Annotated in this window: 17 protein-coding genes; 14 read left to right on the plus strand and 3 right to left on the minus strand. The window is 58.3% G+C overall.

Features of this window, described 5'->3' with window-relative positions; translation table 11 throughout:
- Positions 1–41 precede the first annotated feature (41 nt).
- Positions 42–650, minus strand: a complete 609-nt coding sequence (locus BM395_RS02230; RefSeq protein WP_090508727.1) for a hypothetical protein — start codon at positions 648–650, stop codon at positions 42–44.
- A gap of 112 nt (positions 651–762) precedes the next feature.
- Between BM395_RS02230 and BM395_RS02235 the strand changes: the two genes are divergently transcribed.
- The 9 genes from BM395_RS02235 to BM395_RS02275 all read left to right on the plus strand — a co-directional run bounded on the left by BM395_RS02235 (position 763) and on the right by BM395_RS02275 (position 10,458).
- Positions 763–1,260: an LEA/WHy family protein gene (locus BM395_RS02235; protein ID WP_069899316.1), complete on the plus strand. Its 498-nt coding sequence runs from the start codon at positions 763–765 to the stop codon at positions 1,258–1,260.
- A 6-nt stretch (positions 1,261–1,266) separates the two neighbouring features.
- Positions 1,267–1,467 carry an SEC-C metal-binding domain-containing protein gene (locus tag BM395_RS02240; RefSeq protein WP_069899317.1) on the plus strand — a complete coding sequence of 67 codons (201 nt, stop codon included), beginning with the start codon at positions 1,267–1,269 and terminating at the stop codon, positions 1,465–1,467.
- A gap of 7 nt (positions 1,468–1,474) precedes the next feature.
- On the plus strand, positions 1,475–1,927 hold the full coding sequence (locus BM395_RS02245; protein ID WP_069899318.1) for a DUF2489 domain-containing protein: 453 nt from the start codon (positions 1,475–1,477) through the stop codon (positions 1,925–1,927).
- 210 nt (positions 1,928–2,137) lie between these two features.
- Positions 2,138–4,675, plus strand: a complete 2,538-nt coding sequence (locus BM395_RS02250) for a penicillin acylase family protein (protein ID WP_090508728.1) — start codon at positions 2,138–2,140, stop codon at positions 4,673–4,675.
- 508 nt (positions 4,676–5,183) lie between these two features.
- Positions 5,184–6,305 carry an AI-2E family transporter gene (locus tag BM395_RS02255; protein ID WP_069899320.1) on the plus strand — a complete coding sequence of 374 codons (1,122 nt, stop codon included), beginning with the start codon at positions 5,184–5,186 and terminating at the stop codon, positions 6,303–6,305.
- Entirely contained in the window at positions 6,295–7,845 is a 1,551-nt protein-coding gene (locus BM395_RS02260; RefSeq protein ID WP_090508729.1) for an efflux transporter outer membrane subunit, read from the plus strand. The genes BM395_RS02255 and BM395_RS02260 overlap by 11 nt, the downstream gene beginning before the upstream one ends.
- A complete protein-coding gene (locus BM395_RS02265) occupies positions 7,838–8,968 on the plus strand; it encodes an HlyD family secretion protein (RefSeq protein WP_090508730.1) in 1,131 nt (376 codons plus the stop codon). Before BM395_RS02260 ends, BM395_RS02265 begins: the two co-directional genes overlap by 8 nt.
- On the plus strand, positions 8,968–10,005 hold the full coding sequence (locus BM395_RS02270; RefSeq protein ID WP_090508731.1) for a DUF2955 domain-containing protein: 1,038 nt from the start codon (positions 8,968–8,970) through the stop codon (positions 10,003–10,005). Before BM395_RS02265 ends, BM395_RS02270 begins: the two co-directional genes overlap by 1 nt.
- Before the next feature lie 6 nt (positions 10,006–10,011).
- The gene (locus tag BM395_RS02275; RefSeq protein WP_090508732.1) at positions 10,012–10,458 is read left to right on the plus strand and encodes a potassium channel family protein; all 447 of its coding nucleotides are present in this window, start codon (positions 10,012–10,014) and stop codon (positions 10,456–10,458) included.
- 213 nt (positions 10,459–10,671) lie between these two features.
- Here the strand turns inward: BM395_RS02275 and dcd are convergent, their stop codons facing one another.
- The gene (dcd, locus tag BM395_RS02280; protein WP_069899325.1) at positions 10,672–11,238 is read right to left on the minus strand and encodes a dCTP deaminase; all 567 of its coding nucleotides are present in this window, start codon (positions 11,236–11,238) and stop codon (positions 10,672–10,674) included.
- 324 nt (positions 11,239–11,562) lie between these two features.
- Here dcd and BM395_RS02285 point away from each other — a divergent pair, with 324 nt between their 5' ends.
- The gene (locus tag BM395_RS02285) at positions 11,563–11,772 is read left to right on the plus strand and encodes a cold-shock protein (protein ID WP_010484518.1); all 210 of its coding nucleotides are present in this window, start codon (positions 11,563–11,565) and stop codon (positions 11,770–11,772) included.
- 723 nt (positions 11,773–12,495) lie between these two features.
- Here the strand turns inward: BM395_RS02285 and apbC are convergent.
- Entirely contained in the window at positions 12,496–13,587 is a 1,092-nt protein-coding gene (gene apbC, locus BM395_RS02290; RefSeq protein ID WP_090508733.1) for an iron-sulfur cluster carrier protein ApbC, read from the minus strand.
- A gap of 101 nt (positions 13,588–13,688) precedes the next feature.
- On the opposite strand from apbC, the gene metG reads away from it, so the two are divergent.
- The 4 genes from metG (at position 13,689) to rsxC (ending at position 20,045) form a co-directional block, all read left to right on the plus strand.
- The gene (metG, locus tag BM395_RS02295; RefSeq protein WP_141124070.1) at positions 13,689–15,803 is read left to right on the plus strand and encodes a methionine--tRNA ligase; all 2,115 of its coding nucleotides are present in this window, start codon (positions 13,689–13,691) and stop codon (positions 15,801–15,803) included.
- 188 nt (positions 15,804–15,991) lie between these two features.
- The gene (gene rsxA / locus BM395_RS02300) at positions 15,992–16,576 is read left to right on the plus strand and encodes an electron transport complex subunit RsxA (protein WP_069899328.1); all 585 of its coding nucleotides are present in this window, start codon (positions 15,992–15,994) and stop codon (positions 16,574–16,576) included.
- Complete coding sequence (gene rsxB / locus BM395_RS02305; RefSeq protein ID WP_069899329.1) at positions 16,573–17,163, plus strand: electron transport complex subunit RsxB; 591 nt, start codon at positions 16,573–16,575, stop codon at positions 17,161–17,163. Before rsxA ends, rsxB begins: the two co-directional genes overlap by 4 nt.
- Positions 17,160–20,045, plus strand: a complete 2,886-nt coding sequence (gene rsxC, locus BM395_RS02310; RefSeq protein WP_090508735.1) for an electron transport complex subunit RsxC — start codon at positions 17,160–17,162, stop codon at positions 20,043–20,045. Before rsxB ends, rsxC begins: the two co-directional genes overlap by 4 nt.
- Positions 20,046–20,121 lie beyond the last annotated feature (76 nt).

The following is a 20,121-nucleotide window of genomic DNA, read 5'->3' on the forward strand; positions in this document are numbered from 1 at the left end:
GTGCGCATCATGCACCCGCTAACGGTGCTGCTGTGAATACTTTAAGGCTGCAACTTGATGTGCGACGTATCAGGCGCCGGAGCCGCTGGCGGGGCTTTCTGCTGACCCATGTCGCTGCCAACCGGAGCCAGGCTGAACTCGGACAAGTCCAACGGAAGCTCGGCCACTTCGGTTTTCTCTTCCAGCAAATCAGCGCCCACTGGGGCAATGTCGAAGTCCGGCGCGTCTACTTCACTGAAAGCTGCCATGTACTCGTCGCGCGGCAATAATCGCTTGCCGGACGCGGCAGTTGTTTGCGGTGTGTCGGCAGCGGATGCTGTTGGGGCGGATTGCGGAGTGGCTTCTGCTGGAGGTTCTGAAACAGGGGACTCTGGCGCAGGGTTGCCTGCCGCACTTCGTACAGCAGCAACTTGTTCTGTTGCAGCGACTTCGGCGACTTCGACAACAGCCCCAGCGCGTTCGATGGTGGCGCGGTATTTTTCTGCCGTCGCGGCGTCGAGACCGGTTTTGATCACGATGCGTCGCCCGGAAAACAACAAGGCAATCCGCTGTTCATCGGCCTGAAACAGCTTGGCCAGATTGGCCTTTACCTTCACAGGCTCCGCGCCCGGTACCAGTTGCCCGGCAAAAGCAATCTCAAAACGCAGCATCGTCACACTCCTGTCCTTGTCATACTTCAGTATGACGTAAGTTTTTTTAACCTCACAACATCTTGCAGCCGAGCAGTTGCTTGTTACACTGGGGCGTCTTACGGAGTATGAAATGTCATTTCAGGCCAAAACTATAAGAATCTTCAGCCTACTCGCGCTATTTGGCTTGCTCGCAGGCCTGGGCGGCTGTTCCACATGGATGACCGGCAACTTTAAAGACCCGGAGATTCGCCTGGTCAAAGTTGACGTAGTCAAAGCCAAACTGCTCGAACAGCAGTTTGTCCTGCGCTTCAGTATCAATAACCCCAACGATGTCAGCTTGCCAGTGCGCGGCCTCGATTATTCGGTGTTCCTCAACGATATAAAGCTGGCGGAAGGCGAATCTGATGTCTGGTTCACGGTTCCTGCCAATGGCACGCAAACCTTCAAGGTTCCGGTGCGCACCAACCTGTGGCGCCACGTGCGGCAGATCGTGAAAATGCTCGAAAGCCCGGACGAGGCAATCAAGTACAGTTTCTCGGGTGAAGTAAAAACCGGTTTATTATTCGGCCGCAGCGTGCATCTGTCGCGAGATGGCGAGATAATTCCCGGAGATTTCATCCCGGAGTAGTTTTGCATGACCCAACAACCTCACGTCCACGGCCCTGACTGCAACCATGATCACGATCACCACGATCATGATCACGGCCATGTGCACGGCCCGAACTGCGGCCACGCCCATCAGGAACCTGTGCGCAACGCGCTGAAAGATGTCGGCCGTAACGACCCTTGCCCATGCGGCAGCCAGAAGAAGTTCAAAAAGTGCCACGGCGCCTGATCCGCGCATGAGTACAACCAACCTGTTGTTGCTGCTCGCCGGAACTGCCGTTGTTCTGGCGCTGGCGGCTTACGCCCTGCACTTGTGGCGCCGGGTCTGGCTGCGCCAGCAGCAGCAAAAAGCAGCAAATGACGCCCAGCACATTCGCCTCAGGGATGATTTGCGTGTGCTTGCCAGCAGCCTGCTCGATGAGCAATTGCCGCTGATTGAGGGTGCGATCCGCATCAAGGTGCTGCTCGACAACTATGATCTCGGTCTCAGCAATGATGCGCGGTGTCAGGTGTTCCAGACGCTGTTTGCCGCCACCGAGCATGTGCCGACACATGCTGGCTGGAAAGCCCTGAGCAAAGAACAACGGCGTCAGCATGAGAAGGATTTCTCCGCCCTTGAGCTGCAACACAAAGCAGCAGCCCGCACGGCTGCACGCTGGTTGCTGGACGAGGGTTTAAGCGCCGCGTGAGAACAGCGTCTGACAATCTGCAACAACGCTTGTCAGGCGCCTCGCCGCTCACTACCTTACGCATCCGCCGAACGCTACATAGCCAAAGGCCTGAGGACTGAACTCAAACGCCCACCGCGCGGTCCAGTCTTTGCATCGTCTGCCCGGCATCACTGCTAGGCTTTGCTCCCAATAAACTTATTATCCTGCGTTCTGCAAGGAGTCCGTTGCATGCAATCGCGCGTGTTTCGTCCCACCACTGGTTTTGGCCTTGGCGCCACTCTTATCGGCGCCATCACCCTCAGCGGTTGCCAATCGTTTCTCGACAGTCGCTACGGCGACAGTGTTGCGCCAGACCACGGCACCTTTGCCATCAAAGGGCTGGCGCAAAATGCAGTGGTCAGGCGTAACGCGTTGGGCATGCCCCTCATCGAGACCAACACCTTCCACGACGCGCTGTTCACGATGGGTTACATACACGCCAGCGACCGCCTCAGCCAAATGGTCGGCATGCGCTTGATGGCGGAAGGTCGGCTGGCAGAAATGGTCGGCCCCGGCGCATTGGAAACAGACCGTTTGATGCGTGCTGTGAATCTGCGCAAAAGTGCCGACACGCTTTATAAAGAAGCCTCGCCACGCCTTAAGAAGTTCTTTGAGGTTTACGCCCGGGGTGTGAACGCCTACCTGTACCGCTACCGCGACAAGTTGCCGATGGATCTGGCCGAGTCTGGCTACCGTCCGGCTTATTGGAAACCGGAAGACTCTGCGCTGATTTTCAGCCTGATGAACTTCGGCCTGGCGGTGAATCTGCAGGAAGAAGTCGCCGCGCTGATCATGGCGCAGAAAGTCGGCAGCGATCAGCTCGCCTGGCTGCTGCCAACCTATCCGGACGAGCCGCTGCCGTTTGCCGAGGCCGAGAAACTCAAAGGCCTCAAGCTAAATGGCCAAATTGCCGGGTTGGCTGCGGTTGAGAATGCCGCTGGGCAATTTGCCCAACAGCACATGCTCAGCGTCGCAGCCTCCAACAACTGGGCGATTGCGCCGCAGAACAGCCGCAGCGGCAAAAGCTTGCTGGCCAACGACACCCACTTACCTATCGCCCTGCCCTCGGCCTGGAATTTTGTGCAGATCAACGCGCCAAAATACAAGGTCGCCGGCGTTTCCATCGCCGGTATCCCAACGGTCGTCGCCGGCTTCAATGGCTCGCTCGGCTGGGGCATGACCATGGTCATGGGCGACAATCAGGATCTGTTCCTCGAACAGATAAAACGCCAGGGCAGCGGTTTGTCCTACCTTGCGGACGGTAAATGGGTGCCAGCGCAGGAGCGCAAGGAAACCTTTTTTATCAAGGGTGAGCGGCCGATTCGTGAAACCATTTACGAGACCCGCCACGGCGTACTGTTGAACTCGGTTCTGGGCGAGCGGAAAAATCCGCTGCAACCCCTGCAGGTTCAGTCGGGTTATGGCTTGGCGCTGAAAACCACCCAGTTCGAAGCGGACAAGAGCCTTGATGCCTTCTTCGACTTGTCGCGGGCGCAGAATGTCGATCAAGCCTTCGAGGCTGCCCGAGAAATTCGCGCCACCCCGTTGAATATGGTGTTTGCCGACTCCCAGCACATTGGCTGGCAAGTCACCGGTCGCTTCCCCAACCGCCTTGCAGGCCAGGGCCTGATTCCCTCGCCGGGCTGGAACAGCCAATATGAGTGGGACGGTTTCGCCGAACCGATGCTGCATCCATATGATCAGGATCCGCCGCAGGGCTGGCTGGGCACCGCCAACCAGCGCACAGTGCCACGCGGTTACGGCATGCAGCTGTCCAACTCCTGGTATTACCCGGAGCGTGCCGAGCGCATGGCTGAAATGGCGGCGAGCGGCAAGCACGACACGCAAAGCATGATCCGCATGCAATACGACCAGAAGTCCAACTTCGTCGCTAAATTGCAGGCCATGTTCACCGCCCCCGGCATGGCAGAGTCACTGCAAGGTGCGATATCTGCATTGCCAGCAGCCGAGCGCAGTAAAGCCAAGGAAGCACTGAAAAGGCTGATGGCGTTCGATGGCAACCTGACCGCCACCTCCGCTGATGCGGCGCTTTACGAGAGTTTCCTGCAAGAAAGTGCCAGGCAGATATTCCTCGATCAACTCGGCCCATTGAACAGCCCGGCCTGGACGGCGCTGGTCGAGACCGCCAACAGTTCCTACTCGGCGCAGGCAGATCACCTGCTCGGCCGCGATGACAGCCCGTTCTGGGATGACATCAGCACCGCGCAAAAAGAAACCAAACCACAGATTCTGGCGCGCAGCCTCGCCGCATCTGTTACCTCGCTGGAAAGCGCACTGCGCAGTAATCGCAGCAACTGGCAATGGGGCAAACTGCACCAATACCAGTGGCTGAGCGATGCCAGCAAAATGGCGCCGAACATGAGCGCCAGCCAGCGCGCCAATATCAACTCGATCAAGAGTTATCTGGACCGCGGCCCTTATCCGGCCGGTGGCGACCACACCACCCTGAACGTGTCGGCGTACCGCTGGGGACAGGATTTTGATACCTGGCTGATTCCGGCCATGCGCATCATTGTCGACTTTGGTCGCGACGAGCCGTTCATTGGTCTCAACAGTTCCGGCCAGTCCGGGAACCCGGCAAGCGATCACTACGCCGACGGCATTGATGCCTGGCTCAAAGGCGGATATGTGAGCTTCCCTTTCAAATCGCAGAACGTCGACAAGGTCTACGGCAATAAACGTTTGATGCTGACACCGAGCCGCTAATGACCGTTCGTCGGCTTTTGAGTAACCGACTGTGAACCTTTTATGGAGTTAGCCACTCAGAGATAGTGGACTTACTCCATAGATCATCGTTTAGGGCGCTTTATAGCGCCCTTTCTTTTGCCCCGAATTTACCCAGGCAGCCCTCCAGCCCCCTGCTCGCGGCCATTCAACGCCTGCATGCGCCTGCACATAATTAAATCCGGCCTCCGCCCATTGAGTCGACAAACCCTGCGACAATGGGCAGCACCTTTGATTGATCAATAATTTGAACTTTCAATGAGGCGCCGGGCTCTATGGGCAGCCAGACATATCCCCTATCTTTTATAGGCTTATTCTCGCCCGGCGGGACGCATCTGCCTGTTATCGAAAAATCTGGCAACTCATTTAAATAGTCTCAGAGGGCCACTGGATTTCTGACCAACGGCTACACTGTTCTCATCGTCTACTTTAAAGACGCGCTCATCTCACGTTGTATGGCCCCTGCTCAGCCACTTAGAAAGGAACTCATATGTCGCTCACTCCGCCACCAGACCTGCAATTCTCGCGAAACTTACTGGATACATTTATCCGCGCTGCGCTGATCGCCATTCTGGTTTACGGCTGCTATCAGGTTTTCCATCCGTTTCTGGGCATGATGCTCTGGGCACTGATTCTGGGCGTAACACTGTATCCGCTGCAGGGCATGATCAAGGCGCGCTTGGGCAATCACGATGGTCGCGCCGCATCCTTGCTCGTGGTGCTGGCAATTGCTGTGCTGCTGGTTCCGGTGTACTTCCTTGGCACATCACTCACCGAGTCTGTGCAAGCCGCCATCGAGACGGTGAAGAGTGGCACTGTGCATATTCCCGCACCGCCCGCTTCGGTTGAAGAATGGCCGCTGATTGGTAAATCGCTGTATAGCTTTTGGGCCAATGCAGCGTCGGATCTGACCAGCGTGCTGCAGAGCCTCGCCCCTCACCTGAAAGGTTTCACTCTGGGTTTACTGAGTAAGCTGGCCGGCGTGGGCGCAGGTTTTCTGGTCTTCATCGGTTCGCTGATCATTGCCGGCATCATGATGGCTTATGGCGAAAGCGGCCACAGAAGCGCTGTGCGCATTGCCGACCGTATTATCGGCCCAGACCGTAGTCATAGCTTTATCACCCTGTGCACCGCCACCATTCGTGCCGTGGCGCAAGGCGTGATTGGTATTGCCTTCATTCAGATGGTGGTGATTGGCATAGGCTTCGTGGTGATGGGTATTCCGGGCGCGGGCTTGCTGGCCATGGTTGTGTTGTTGCTGGGCATCATGCAGTTGCCGGTCCCTCTGCTGACCATTCCGGTAATCGCCTTTGTGTTCTTCACCGAAGGCACCTCGCTGGCCACTATCATCTTCGCCATTTACACCTTTATCGGCGGCTTGCTGGATAACATCCTCAAGCCAATGTTGCTTGGCCGGGGTGTCGATGTACCGATGCCGGTGATTCTGATCGGCGCATTGGGCGGCATGCTTGCAGGCGGCATCATCGGCCTGTTCATTGGCCCGGTTGTGCTGGCCGTTGGCTACAAGTTGTTCTGGCAGTGGATTGATGCTGGCCAGACGGCGACGCCGACGATTGTTGAAGCCGAAAGCGTTAAGCAGGATGCGCAGTAAGCGCATCAAGTCAGCGCTCACTGGACCCACCCGATTTACCCTGCCGCTGCTGTATGGCTGTGTACTCTCGGGCTGTGTCCAGCTTGGCCCTGATTTCACATCGCCTACCGAGCCCTGGGTCGATGGCTGGAGCAGTCAGTCGATCAGCGCGGTCACCGACCATCAGCCGCAGGCCGCCAATGTGCAATGGTGGTCGGCGTTTGACGACCCGTTGCTCGACCGCCTTATCAGCGAGGCCGATGCGCACAACTCCAGCCTGCGCATTGCCGGCCTGAGCATTCTTGAATCACGCGCGCGCCTGGGCATCGCTCAGGCGGGTCGCCTGCCGCAAGCCCGAATCGCCAGTGCCGATGCGTTCTACGTAGACCGCAATCAGTCTGGTGGCAGCAACCCGCAAGACAGTCACTTCGCCCAATACAGCGCCGGTGTTGATGTTGGCTGGGAGCTGGACTTCTGGGGTCGTTACAGCCGCGCCATCGAGTCATCCAACGCCGCCTATTTTGCCGCCCAGGCCAATTATCAGGACTTACTGGTATTGCTTCGCGCGCAGGTGGCCACCAATTACTTTGCCCTGCGCACCGCCGAGGCTCGCCTGCGGATTGCCCGGGACAACGCCGAACGGCAAAAGCGCAGCTATGAAATCACGGAGCGCTTGTTCAAAAGCGGCAACAGCGCCGAGCTGGACCTGCAACAAGCCAAGAGCCAATACCTGGGAACCTTGAGCAGCATCCCCGACTTCGAAGCGCAGGTGGCCAGCACGCGCAATGCACTGGCCGTATTGATTGGCCGGCCGCCCAGTGATCTACCTGAGCTAGCCGAACAGACCGGTTTGATTCCACTGGTCGATAGCGCCGCAATCAATGAAGTACCGGCGAACCTGCTGCTGCGTCGCCCGGATATTCGCGCCGCACAGTGGCAAGTTGCAGCGCAGTCGGCATTGGTTGGCGTCGCCGAAACCGACCTGTATCCCTCGCTGACCCTGCTCGGCACTATTGGCTGGTCGGCAAGCTCGCTGAGCGCGGCCTCCGACAGCCTGACACTGGGCGCCGGTCCCAGCTTGAGCTGGAATATTTTTGACCAAGGCCTGCTGCGCAATAACGTGCGCGTGCAAGACGCCCGCCTACAGCAGTTGATCGTGGCCTACCGCGACAGCGTGCGCCAAGCCGCTCGCGAGGCCGACGACGCCGCAACCGGCCTGATCAAATCGCTGGAGCGCGAACGTATTCTGCATGAAGCCGCCGCCGCAGCCGAACGCTCGCTGGAGCTTGCCACCGCGCAATACCGCGAGGGTTATTCCGACTTCCAGCGTGTCCTCGACGCACAACGGGCGCTGGCCAGTCAGCAAGACAGCTATTTGCTCAGCCGCAGCGCCGCCGTGAGCAATCTGATCAGCCTGTACAAGTCGCTCGGCGGCGGCTGGCAGAACCAGCAACCGCTGATAGATGACGCCACTCGCGAACAAATGTCGCAACGCACCGACTGGGGCGATCTGCTGGATGAAAGCAGCCCCACCTCCAATAAGGCCCAAGCCAATGACTGAATCTCAACAGCGCGTGGAGCAACCCGCCACCGAGCCCGCAGCCGCCCAGGCGCCAGATCCGAGCCGTAAAGGCGTACTGATTGTCGGCGTGCTGATCATTGTCAGCCTGATCTGGTATTTGCTCGCCGATCGCTTCACGCCTTACACCCAGCAAGCCCGGGTGCAGGCTTATATCGTTGCCGTAGCGCCAGAAGTTGCCGGACGTGTTACGCAAGTGGCCATCCGCAACAACCAGACGGTCGAGAAAGGCCAGTTGCTGTTCAAAATCGATCCTCAGCCCTACCAGATCGCCCTTGACCGAGCCCTTGCCGATCAAGCCAACGTACGCACTCAAGTCGGCGCGAGTACCGCCGGCATCGATTCGGCACTGGCCTCGTTGCGCGCTGCGCAGGCCAATGAACTCAAAGCCCGACAGGACCGCGACCGTTTGGAGCGTTTGTACCGCGAAGACGCCGGAACCATCTCTCTGCGCCGCCTGGAAATCTCCCGCGCAACGCTTGAGCAATCGACCAGTCAGGTTGCCGCCGCACGTGCCGAAGTCCAGCGCGCTCGCGAGCAGGAAGGCGGCAGCGGCGATGACAACGCCAAACTGCGCAGCGCCGCCAGCGCGGTCGAAAAAGCCCGTCTCGACCTGAGCAAGACCGAGGTGCACGCCAACTCGGCAGGCTTGATCACAGACCTGCGCATCGATGTCGGCCAGTTTGCCGCCGCCGGTGCCGCGCAAATGACCCTGATCGCCTTGAATGACGTGTGGATCAGCGCAGACATGACCGAAAACAACCTCGGTCATATGCAAACCGGCACACCCGTCTCCATCGTGCTCGACTCCATGCCCGGGCACGTATTGAGCGGCAAAGTGCGCAGCATCGGTTACGGCGTCAGCGTCAGCCAGAGCACTCCGCCAGGCGCCCTGCCGACAGTGCAGAATAGCCGCGACTGGCTGCGCGCCGCCCAGCGTTTCCCGGTGATTGTCGGAATAGACGAAGGCCAGTTGGACAACTATGAAGGCTTGCGCGTTGGCGGTCAGGCCGAGGTAATGGCCTTTCCAATGGAAGGCAACCCGCTGAACCTGCTCGGGCACGCATTCCTGCGTTTCATGAGCTGGCTCTCCTACGCATACTGATGAACAGCACAACTGTCGATCCACGTCCGCGGCGCGCTTTACGCGTCGCGGTCGGTACAGCACTGTCGCTGGCCGTGAGCTTTTCGCTAGCCCTGCCACTGCCGTTTCTGGCGCCCATGTTAACCCTGTTTCTGCTGGTCATGCGTAACCAGCCACTGCCGCTTAAGGGCGGCATCGCGCTGGCTGTTGTGGTGGCGCTTACGACCAGCAGCGGCTTGCTGGTGACGCCGCTGCTGCAGTATTACCCCTTAAGCGGTGTGCTGGTTATCGCCCTCAGCCTGTTTGGCTGTTTTCACTACGCCTTGCGCGGCGGCAACAACCTGCTGTCGACTTTCGTGGTGATCGGTCTGACGATGATCGCTGCCGCAGGCGCCACCTCGTTCGCATTGGCGCTGATGGTCATCGAAGGGCTAATAAAGAGCGTTCTGGTGACAACCATTATGGTGATGATCAGCCACTGGCTGTTCCCCGAGCCGAAAGGCCTGCCAGCCCCCGCTCCCCCGGCGAAATCGACGCCCGATGAAGCTAAGTGGATTGCCTTGCGCGCCGCCCTGGTGGTGATGCCATCGTTTCTGATGGCCCTGATTGATCCGGCCAGCTACATGCCGCTGATTATGAAATCAGTCAACTTGGGCCAGCAGGTGTGCATTACCAGTTCACGCAATGCCGGTCGCGAGATAATCGGCTCGACCCTGCTAGGCGGTTTGCTGGCTATCGGGTTCTGGACGCTGCTGAGCATCCTGCCGCACATCTGGATGTTTTTTATTCTCACTCTGTTCTTCATTCTGCTGCTGGCCCGTCGCCTATACCGCCTGGTGCAGAACACCCTGTCACCGAGTTTCTGGCTCAACACCGCCAGCACCATGATCATCCTGCTTGGCCAATCGGTGCAGGACAGCGCTACCGGCAAGGATGTTTACACCGCGTTTGCCGTCCGCATGGGCCTGTTTACCGCCGTTACGCTGTATGCCTGCGCCGCCATCTACGTGATTGACAGCCGCCGCATGCATCGCCTGAAAAACCAACTTTCCGGATAACCCGAAATGCTTATGAACCTACTTGTTGGTATCCCCGTGATGCTGATCTGCCTGATATTCCAGGCGATATTCGTTGCCTTGTGCTTGCGTGCCTACATCACTCATCGCAAAAAAATCATCGATCTCGAAAGGCCATTCGTTAACAATATCGTGTTGCTGTCACTGATCATGATCCTGATGCTGGTCGGCAACTTCGTGCAGATGGCCATCTGGGCGCAGGTATTTATCTGGCTCGGAGAGTTCAGTGACTTCACCACCGCGCTGTACCACTCCGGGGTGAATTTCGCGACGTTGGGCTACGGCGATATCGTCATGTCCGAACAATGGCGCCTGCTCGGCCCACTGGAGGCCTCCAACGGTATCCTGATGTTTGGTGTATCGACCTCGGTGATGACCGCCGCCGTCATGGACATCATCAAACAGTCTCTGGGCAGGGCCAACTTCCCTTTATAAGGCGCTCTGAGTCGCGGAAGAACTCGCACTCCATTCATCCCGGTGGATGGGTAGAGCCAAGCGAAACCCGTCGCGCGATAGCTGGTTTTACCAGCAACGAGACTATCGATTCAAAAACGGCTGCGCTCACGGCAAGGTTGGTTCTAGAAGTCCGTAAACTGCGCGCACAAAAAAGCCGAGCAAATGCTCGGCTTTTTGCATTGCAGCGCGGGATCAGGCTTTTGGCAGGGTAACGCCCTGCTGGCCCTGATACTTGCCGCCACGGTCTTTATAAGAGACTTCGCAGGCCTCGTCAGACTCAAGGAACAACATCTGCGCCACACCTTCGTTGGCGTAAATCTTTGCTGGCAGCGTCGTGGTGTTGGAGAACTCCAGCGTCACGTGACCTTCCCACTCAGGTTCCAGCGGGGTGACGTTGACGATAATCCCACAACGCGCGTAAGTGCTTTTACCCAGGCAGATAGTCAGTACGTTGCGCGGAATGCGGAAGTACTCAACCGTGCGCGCCAGTGCAAATGAGTTTGGCGGGATGATGCAAACATCACTTTTAACGTCAACAAAACTTTTTTCATCAAAGTTTTTAGGGTCGACCGTTGCCGAGTTGATGTTGGTAAAAACTTTGAATTCATCTGCGCAACGCACGTCGTAGCCGTAGCTCGAAACGCCGTAGGAGATCAGCCGCTCGCTGCCTTCAGTCCGTACCTGGCGCTCGACAAACGGCTCTATCATGCCGTTTTCCTGGGCCATGCGGCGAATCCACTTATCCGATTTGATGCTCATGGCTGATGTCCTGAATGAGGTTATGAATGAACAATGCGCGCATCTTACCGGTGCTTGCCTTGAGGTTCAAAGTCTGTTGACGAGTGTCGCCATTGGCCGGTTATTTCGCGCCATCAGTCAATAAATAACAGAAAGGTGCACAGAGCATTCGCTCTTAGCGCAAAAAAGGGGTATGGTGCTTCCACTGTGCTGCATGTGTCACCGCGAATCGCTACTTGATGCCTAGATTTCGATCCAAACATCGTCCGACTCCTAGTACTCGTTGCACTCAGTCCCGGCCTGGTTTTTTCCAGGGCTGTAATTACTTTTGTTAGGAGATTTCACATGTCTAATCGTCAAACTGGCACCGTTAAGTGGTTCAACGATGAGAAAGGCTACGGCTTCATCACTCCACAATCTGGTGATGACCTGTTCGTACACTTCAAAGCTATCCAGAGCGATGGCTTCAAGAGCCTGAAAGAAGGCCAGCAAGTGACTTTCGTGGCCACCCGTGGTCAGAAAGGCATGCAAGCTGAGGAAGTACAAGTTATCTAACTTGTCCTCCCTATAAAAAACCCCGCTTCGGCGGGGTTTTTTTATACCTGCAGTAAACCTAATCATGCGGCGAGGCAATGATTGCCCGACGGATTGCGTATGGCACAAATAAGGCCGCGTCCCGACGGAGGATGGTTAACCCGAAGGGTAAACCGTCATGGCGTTCTGTGGGATGTACACGGCTGCGTTTTGCAGGTGCGGCAGGTGGCCGGTTAATCAATACGGTCCAAATCATGCGGCGCTTCACCAATCGCCCGACGGATTGCGGCGAAAGCGCCGCAATCCATCCTCCGTGTTGCGCACGGCACGAATAGGTTCGCGTCCCGTGGAGGATGGTTAACCCAAAGGGTAAACCGTCATGGCGGTTTGTGGGGTGTACACCGTCGCGCTTTGCAGATACCGCAGTTGGCCGGTTAATAAACTCGACTCGCATCATGCGGCGATTCACCAATCGCCCGACGGATTGCGGCGCAAGCGCCGCTATCCATCCTCCATGTTTAGTACGGCACGAATAGGTTCGCGTCCCGACGGAGGATGGTTAACCCAAAGGGTAAACCGTCATGGCGGTTTGTTGGTTGTACACCGTCGCGCGTTGCAGGGGCGGCCGGTGGCCGGTTGATCAATGCGACCCACATTATGCAGCGACCCATCAATCGCCTGACGGATTGCGGCGCATAGCGCCGCTATCCATCCTCCGTGTTGCACGCGTCAGGTTGATTGCTGTCAGTCGTCGCTGACGGAGATGGTCGGCATGGCCTGGGCGTTTGCGTCGCCCTGAGCGATGCGTGCGCCAACCTTTCTTGCGGTTTCCTGATAGATCATTGCGATCTGGCTTTCAGGGTCGGCAATGGTGGTTGGCTTGCCGCCATCGGACTGCATGCGGATGGCCATCGACAACGGCATTGAGGCCAACAGATCAACGTCAAACTGCGCCGCCAGCTTCTCACCGCCGCCTTCACCGAACAGGTGCTCGGCATGGCCGCAATTCGAGCAGATGTGCACGGCCATATTCTCGACCACACCCAGCACCGGAATATTGACCTTGCGGAACATCTCGACGCCCTTCTTGGCATCCAGCAACGCCAAATCTTGCGGCGTAGTCACGATTACAGCACCAGCAACCGGCACCTTTTGCGCCAACGTGAGTTGAATATCGCCGGTGCCTGGCGGCATATCGACGATCAGGTAATCAAGGTTATCCCAGGCGGTTTGGGTAATCAGTTGCAGCAAGGCACCCGAAACCATCGGCCCGCGCCAGACCACAGGCGTATTCTCGTCGGTGAGAAAGGCCATCGACATAACCTCAACGCCATGCGCCTTGATCGGCACAAACCACTTCTGATCTTTGACCAGTGGCCGCGTGCCTTCAGCAATACCGAACATGATGCCCTGGCTAGGCCCGTAGATATCCGCATCGAGAATACCGACGCGCGCACCTTCGCGAGCCAGCGCCAGTGCAAGGTTGGCCGCGGTAGTGGATTTACCCACACCGCCTTTGCCCGACGCCACAGCAATCACATTCTTCACGTTTTCCAGCGCGGGCACCTGGGCCTGCGCCTTATGCGCCTGCACCACGCAATCGACTGTCACCACCGCGCTATCAACGCCGTCGAGATTGCTCAGGGCCATTTCCAGCATTTGCGCCCAGCCGCTTTTGAACAGGCCGGCGGAATACGGCAACTCAAGGCGCACAGACACCTTGGCACCTTGTACATCCACTTCGCGCAGACACCCGGAAGTGACCGGATCCTGATTCAGGTGTGGATCGGTGTACTGACGAAGGGTGGCTTCAACCACTTCACGGGTGACAGACATGAAAACTCCCAAACTGAGGTCAAGTAACGCAAGCAGTCATCTTACCGCAAAGCCACTGTTGCGCCAGAACCAGACTTTTACTGCGCAAAATCCTGCGCAGGATGAAAAAAATCGTCCGGCGCTATATAGTTACCGACCTCCTTTGTTTTACCAGTGCAGCGAATTCTATGTCTGAAGCCCGCAAGATTCTCGTTACCAGTGCCCTGCCCTACGCCAATGGTTCAATCCACCTTGGCCACATGCTCGAGTACATCCAGACCGACATGTGGGTACGCTTCCAGAAACTGCGCGGCAATCAGTGCATCTATGTTTGCGCGGATGACGCTCACGGCTCGGCCATCATGCTGCGCGCCGAAAAGGAAGGCATCACTGCCGAGCAGTTGATCGACAACGTCAAGGCTGAACACACCGCCGACTTTGCCGAGTTCCTGGTCGACTTCGACAACTTCCACTCGACACATTCGGAAGAGAACCGCGAGCTGTCTGCCGGTATTTACCAGACGCTCGCCGAACGCGGCCATATCGCCACCCGCTCGGTTACCCAGTACTTCGACCCTGAGAAGGGCATGTTTCTGGCGGACCGGTTCATCAAAGGCACCTGCCCCAAGTGTGCGGCCGAAGACCAGTACGGCGACAACTGCGAAAAGTGCGGTGCCACTTATGAGCCGACCGAGCTGAAAAACCCGCGCTCAGCCATCTCCGGCGCCGTGCCGGTGCTCAAGGACTCCAAGCACTTCTTCTTCAAGCTGCCTGAATTCACCGCCATGCTCAAGCAGTGGACCCGCGGCGGCGCGCTGCAGGATGCTGTGGCCAACAAGATTGCCGAGTGGCTGGACTCTGGCCTGCACGAGTGGGACATCAGCCGTGACGCGCCGTATTTCGGTTTCGAAATCCCTGGCGAGCCGGGCAAATACTTCTACGTTTGGCTGGACGCCCCAATCGGCTACATGGCCAGCTTCAAGAATCTCTGCTCGCGCCGCCCTGAGTTGGACTTCCAGGAATTTTGGTGCAAGGACTCGACGGCCGAGCTGTATCACTTCATCGGCAAGGACATCGTCAACTTCCACGCCCTGTTCTGGCCAGCCATGCTCGAAGGCGCGGGTTTCCGTAAGCCGACTGCGGTCAACGTACACGGCTATCTGACTGTGAACGGCCAGAAAATGTCGAAGTCTCGCGGCACCTTCATCAAGGCGCGCACCTACCTGGACCACCTGAACCCGGAATACCTGCGTTATTACTACGCAGCCAAGCTGGGCCGTGGCGTGGATGACCTCGACTTGAACCTCGAAGACTTCGTACAGAAGGTCAACTCGGATCTGGTCGGCAAGGTCGTCAATATCGCCAGCCGCTGTGCAGGGTTCATTCACAAGGGCAATAACGGTTTGATGGCGACCGGCAACGCCGCGCCAGAGCTGACCGACGCCTTCCAGGCCGCCGCACCAAGCATTGCCGAAGCCTACGAGAACCGTGACTTTGCCCGCGCCATGCGCGAGATCATGGGTCTTGCCGATCGCGCCAACGCCTGGATCGCCGACAAAGCGCCGTGGTCGCTGAACAAGCAAGAAGGCAAGCAGGAAGAAGTACAAGCCATCTGCTCGCTGGCGATCAACCTGTTCCGCCAGTTGGTGATCTTCCTCAAGCCGGTTCTGCCGAAGTTGGCCAGCGACGCCGAGCAGTTCCTCAATGTCGCACCGCTGACCTGGGACGACCATAAGACGCTGCTGGGCGCTCACCAACTGAATCCGTTCAGCGCACTGCTGACCCGAATTGAACCTGCGAAAATTGAAGCCATGATCGAAGCCTCGAAAGAAGACCTCGCCGCCGCTGAAGCCGGCAACCAGCCTGCTGCTACCGGCAATGGCGAGCTGAGCAAAGAGCCCATCGCGGCGGAAATCGCCTTTGATGCCTTCGCTGCCGTCGACCTGCGCGTTGCCTTGATCGAGAAGTGCGAATTCGTGGAGGGTGCCGACAAACTGCTGCGCCTGACTCTGGATATCGGCGATGCCAAGCGCAACGTGTTCTCCGGCATCAAGAGCGCCTATCCGGACCCAAGCAAGCTCGAAGGCCGCCTGACCCTGTACGTGGCCAACCTGGCGGCGCGCAAGATGAAGTTCGGCGTGTCCGAAGGCATGGTGCTGGCAGCCGGCCCTGGCGGAGAAGAGATTTACCTGCTGAGCCCGGACAACGGCGCCAAGCCTGGCCAACGCGTCAAGTAAACCGCTTGCAATCGGCGTTACCCGGCAACCCCGAGTAACGCCAACCAGCCCCGCAGCAGCCGCCACCAGCGGTGCTAGGCTTATGGGCGGATAACACGCCAGACAATGCTGACTTGTCTGCAAGTGCCAGCTTAACGATAATACGCGCCCTTTTTATACGGCCTTTGCCCGTCCAAACGGTACCTGCAATGACCGAACTCGCTCTGATTCTGGTTAGCGCCATCCTGGTAAACAACTTCGTGTTGGTGCAGTTTCTTGGCCTGTGCCCCTTCATGGGCGTGTCCAAGAAAATCGAGACCGCTATCGGCCTGTCACTGGCCACCACCTTCGTGCTGACACTCGCTGCCATGTGCAGCTACCTCGTCCAGCAATACGTGCTCAAGCCACTCGATATCGAGTTCCTGCGCACCATCAGTTTCATTCTGGTGATCGCCGTCGTGGTGCAGTTCACTGAAATGGTGGTGAACAAGACCAGCCCGCTGCTCTATCGGGTACTGGGGATTTTCCTGCCACTGATCACCACCAATTGCATCGTCCTCGGCGTGGCCCTGCTCAACGCCAACAAGAGTGAGTTCACCTTTATCACCGCCACCGCCAACGGCTTTGGCGCGGGGCTGGGCTTCTCTTTGGTGCTGGTACTGTTCGCCGCCATGCGCGAGCGTATCGCGATTGCCGATGTACCCAAGTCGTTCCAGGGCGCCGCGATAGGCATGGTCACCGCCGGCCTGATGTCGCTGGCGTTCATGGGCTTTACCGGTTTGATCAAGCTATGAGTCTGGTCATCAGTGCAATTCTGGCGCTGCTCGGCCTGTGCCTGATCTGCGGCGCGATTCTCGGCTACGCGGCCGTGCGTTTTAAGGTCGAAGGCGACCCGATTGCCGAACAAGTCAACGCCCTGCTCCCGCAAACTCAATGCGGCCAGTGCGGTTACCCGGGCTGCAAGCCTTACGCCGAAGCCATAGCCGGCGGCGACAAGATCAACAAGTGCCCGCCGGGTGGTGAAGCCACGATTCAGGCGCTGGCCGATTTGCTCGACGTCGAGCCCGAGCCGCTGGACGCCGTTGAAGGTGAAAAGCCGCAAATGGTTGCCTTCATTCGCGAAGCCGAATGCATCGGCTGCACCAAGTGCATTCAGGCCTGCCCGGTTGACGCCATCGTCGGTGCCGCCAAGCAGATGCACACGGTAATTGTCAGCGAGTGCACTGGTTGCGACCTCTGCGTCGAACCGTGCCCGGTGGATTGTATCGACATGATTGAAGTAGGCCGCACCGTGCAAACCTGGAAATGGGAACAGCCGCTGGCACCGGGCCAGTTGATCGCCAGTGATCGCGATGACAGCGACCGGGGCAAAGCCGCATGAGCAGCCTGAAAATCTGGGACATTCCGGGCGGCATCCATCCTCCCGAGCGCAAAGAACTCTCCAACCGCACGCCGATCCAGACTGCGCCGCTGGCCAAGCGTCTGGTGCTGCCACTCAACCAGCACATTGGTGCGCCTGCCGAGCCGATTGTTGCTGTCGGCGACAACGTGCTCAAGGGCCAGTTGATTGCCAAGGCCAATGGTTTTGTCAGTGCACCGGTACACGCCCCCACTTCCGGCACCGTCAGCTTCATCGGCCCGCAACCGTACCCGCACGTCTCGGGCATGGACGCGATGGCGATTGTGATAGACAGCGATGGCAATGACGCCTGGGCCGCGCTGACACCGCATCCGGGTTATGCGCAACTGGAAACTACCGAGTTGCTGGGAATTATTCGCCAGGCCGGTATCAGCGGCTTGGGCGGCGCGGGCTTTCCCAGTGCAGTCAAACTGACCTCACGACCGACGCAGAAGATTCATACGCTGGTGATTAACGGCACCGAATGCGAGCCGTATATCACCGCCGATGATGTACTAATGCGTGAGCGCGCCGAGGCGATGCTCAGCGGTATCGAAATTCTTGCGCAGCTGATTCAGCCCGAGCAGGTGTTGATTGGCATTGAAGACAACAAACCAGAAGCCATTGCTGCCGTAAAAGCGGCCTTGGGCGAGCGCCCGTTTCAGGTTTGCGTGTTCCCGACCAAATACCCCTCTGGCGGCGAAAAGCAGCTAATCCAGATCCTAACAGGCGTTGAAGTACCGAGCGGCGGCCTGCCTGCCGACATCGGCATTCTGTGTCAGAACGTCGGTACGGCCGTCGCCGTGCATGATGCAGTCGTACTGGGCAAGCCGCTGATCTCGCGCATCACCACCCTCACCGGCGAAGCGCTGGCAAGGCCGATGAACGTTGAAGTGCTGCTCGGCACGCCCGTGCGCGAACTGCTCGAATTTGCCGGCTTGGAACAAGCCAAACTCAGCCGCCTGATCATGGGCGGGCCGATGATGGGCTTCACCCTGCCCAACATTGATGTACCGATTATCAAGACCACCAACTGCTTGCTGGCCTCGACTGCAGCCGAGTTGCCAGCACCGCCCAAAGCCATGCCCTGCATCCGTTGCGGTGATTGCGCCGAAGTCTGCCCGGCCAGCTTGCTGCCGCAGCAACTGCACTTTTTTGCAATCGGCCAGGAACACGAACAACTGCGGGCGCATAACCTGTTCGACTGCATCGAGTGTGGTGCATGTGCTTACGTATGCCCGTCGAGCATTCCGCTGGTGCAGTATTACCGTGCCGCCAAAGGTGAGATTCGCGAGCTTGAGCAAAAGCAGCTCAAGGCCGAACAGTCCAAACAGCGCTTCGAGTTGCGCCAGGAGCGTCTGCGTCGCGCTGAAGAACAGAAAGAAGCCGAACGCAAGGCACGCTCAGAGCGCGCCGCCAAAGCCAAGGCCGCACAGGCTGAAGCCAGCACCAGCACTCCAGCGAGTGACGCCGCGCCTGCCGGCAAATCCGCCGGGCTCAGCGATGTGCAGAAGAAGCTCAAAATCGAAGCCAGCATGGCCAATGTCGCCCTGAAAAAGGCACAGAAGCAGCTGGAAGCTCACGACACAGCGGAACTGCAAGCGCAGGTCAGTGCACTTACGCTTGCCGCCGAAGCCGCGCAAAAAGCACTGGACGAAGCCATGGCCAGCGCTGCACCCGCAGCGGCCAAACCGGTGGATGACGCGGCGCTGAAAAAGGCCAAGATCGACGCTGCCATGCTCCGCGCTCAAGTGCGCAAACTGGAGAAAGTCGAAGCGCCAGACGCCGAGCAGCAATCCGAGCTGGAAAAACTGCGCAGCCAACTGGCCGCCGCCGAGCAACAAGTCGCCAGCCTGCAACCAACTGAATCTGCAGCGCCTGCTGCGGCCAAACCGGTGGATGACGCGGCGCTGAAAAAGGCCAAGATTGACGCCGCCATGCTTCGCGCGCAGGTGCGCAAGCTGGAGAAAGTCGAAGCGCCAGACGCCGAGCAGCAAGCCGAGCTGGAAAAACTGCGCAGCCAATTGGCCGCCGCCGAGCAGCAAGTCGCCAGCCTGCAGCCAACTGAATCTACAGCGCCTGCTGCGGCCAAGCCAGTTGATGATGCGGCGCTGAAAAAGGCCAAGATCGACGCCGCCATGCTCCGCGCTCAAGTGCGCAAGCTGGAGAAAGTAGAAGCTCCAGATGCCGAGCAGCAAGCCGAGCTGGAAAAACTGCGCAGCCAACTGGCTGCCGCCGAGCAACAGGTCGCCAGCCTGCAGCCAACTGAATCTGCAGCGCCTGCTGCGGCCAAGCCAGTCGACGACGCGGCGCTGAAAAAGGCCAAGATCGACGCCGCCATGCTTCGCGCGCAAGTGCGTAAGCTGGAGAAAGTCGAAGCGCCAGATGCCGAGCAGCAAGCCGAGCTGGAAAAACTGCGCAGCCAACTGGTCGCCGCCGAGCAACAGCTCGCCAGCCTGCAACCAACTGAAGCGGCGACGCCTGCAGCGACTAAGCCGGTTGATGATGGCGGCCTGAAGAAAGCCAAAATCGAATTGGCGATGAAACGTGCCGAGCTGAAAAAGGCCGAGAAAGCCGAGGCCAGTGAAGAGCTGCTGATGCCGTTGCGCGAGGCAGTCAAGCAAGCTGAGCAACAGTTGCATGCGGCCGAGCAAAACTCGAACAAGCCAGCACCCGTGCTGGAGCGCAAGGACAAGCAGCCGATTGATGAAACGACCCGTGCACTAAAGACCGAAGTGGCTTTTGCCCGTGCGGACTTGCGCAAGCTGGAACGCGATGACAATAGCGCTGCTGAGGCGCTTGAGTCCGCCCGCGCGCGGCTAGCCGATGCAGAACAAAAGCTTGCAGAACACAGCAACGCCTAACGAGAGATGCCAATAGCGCCCGACGCTATAGCCTTGACACTCAAGGGCCCGCTGCACCGCTAATAGGTGCAGTGGC

The sequence above is a fragment of the Pseudomonas marincola genome (genome assembly GCF_900116605.1).
Classification (GTDB): Bacteria; Pseudomonadota; Gammaproteobacteria; order Pseudomonadales; family Pseudomonadaceae; genus Aquipseudomonas; species Aquipseudomonas marincola.

Coding starts and splice junctions, on each gene's coding strand:
- BM395_RS02240 (WP_069899317.1), top strand. CDS start 1,267: ATGACCCAACAACCTCACGTCCACGGCCCTGACTGCAACCATGATCAC.
- dcd (WP_069899325.1), bottom strand. CDS start 11,238: ATGAGCATCAAATCGGATAAGTGGATTCGCCGCATGGCCCAGGAAAAC.
- BM395_RS02265 (WP_090508730.1), top strand. CDS start 7,838: ATGACTGAATCTCAACAGCGCGTGGAGCAACCCGCCACCGAGCCCGCA.
- BM395_RS02285 (WP_010484518.1), top strand. CDS start 11,563: ATGTCTAATCGTCAAACTGGCACCGTTAAGTGGTTCAACGATGAGAAA.
- BM395_RS02250 (WP_090508728.1), top strand. CDS start 2,138: ATGCAATCGCGCGTGTTTCGTCCCACCACTGGTTTTGGCCTTGGCGCC.
- BM395_RS02255 (WP_069899320.1), top strand. CDS start 5,184: ATGTCGCTCACTCCGCCACCAGACCTGCAATTCTCGCGAAACTTACTG.
- BM395_RS02235 (WP_069899316.1), top strand. CDS start 763: ATGTCATTTCAGGCCAAAACTATAAGAATCTTCAGCCTACTCGCGCTA.
- rsxA (WP_069899328.1), top strand. CDS start 15,992: ATGACCGAACTCGCTCTGATTCTGGTTAGCGCCATCCTGGTAAACAAC.
- BM395_RS02260 (WP_090508729.1), top strand. CDS start 6,295: ATGCGCAGTAAGCGCATCAAGTCAGCGCTCACTGGACCCACCCGATTT.
- rsxB (WP_069899329.1), top strand. CDS start 16,573: ATGAGTCTGGTCATCAGTGCAATTCTGGCGCTGCTCGGCCTGTGCCTG.
- metG (WP_141124070.1), top strand. CDS start 13,689: ATGAAAAAAATCGTCCGGCGCTATATAGTTACCGACCTCCTTTGTTTT.
- BM395_RS02245 (WP_069899318.1), top strand. CDS start 1,475: ATGAGTACAACCAACCTGTTGTTGCTGCTCGCCGGAACTGCCGTTGTT.
- BM395_RS02275 (WP_090508732.1), top strand. CDS start 10,012: ATGCTTATGAACCTACTTGTTGGTATCCCCGTGATGCTGATCTGCCTG.
- rsxC (WP_090508735.1), top strand. CDS start 17,160: ATGAGCAGCCTGAAAATCTGGGACATTCCGGGCGGCATCCATCCTCCC.
- BM395_RS02270 (WP_090508731.1), top strand. CDS start 8,968: ATGAACAGCACAACTGTCGATCCACGTCCGCGGCGCGCTTTACGCGTC.
- BM395_RS02230 (WP_090508727.1), bottom strand. CDS start 650: ATGCTGCGTTTTGAGATTGCTTTTGCCGGGCAACTGGTACCGGGCGCG.
- apbC (WP_090508733.1), bottom strand. CDS start 13,587: ATGTCTGTCACCCGTGAAGTGGTTGAAGCCACCCTTCGTCAGTACACC.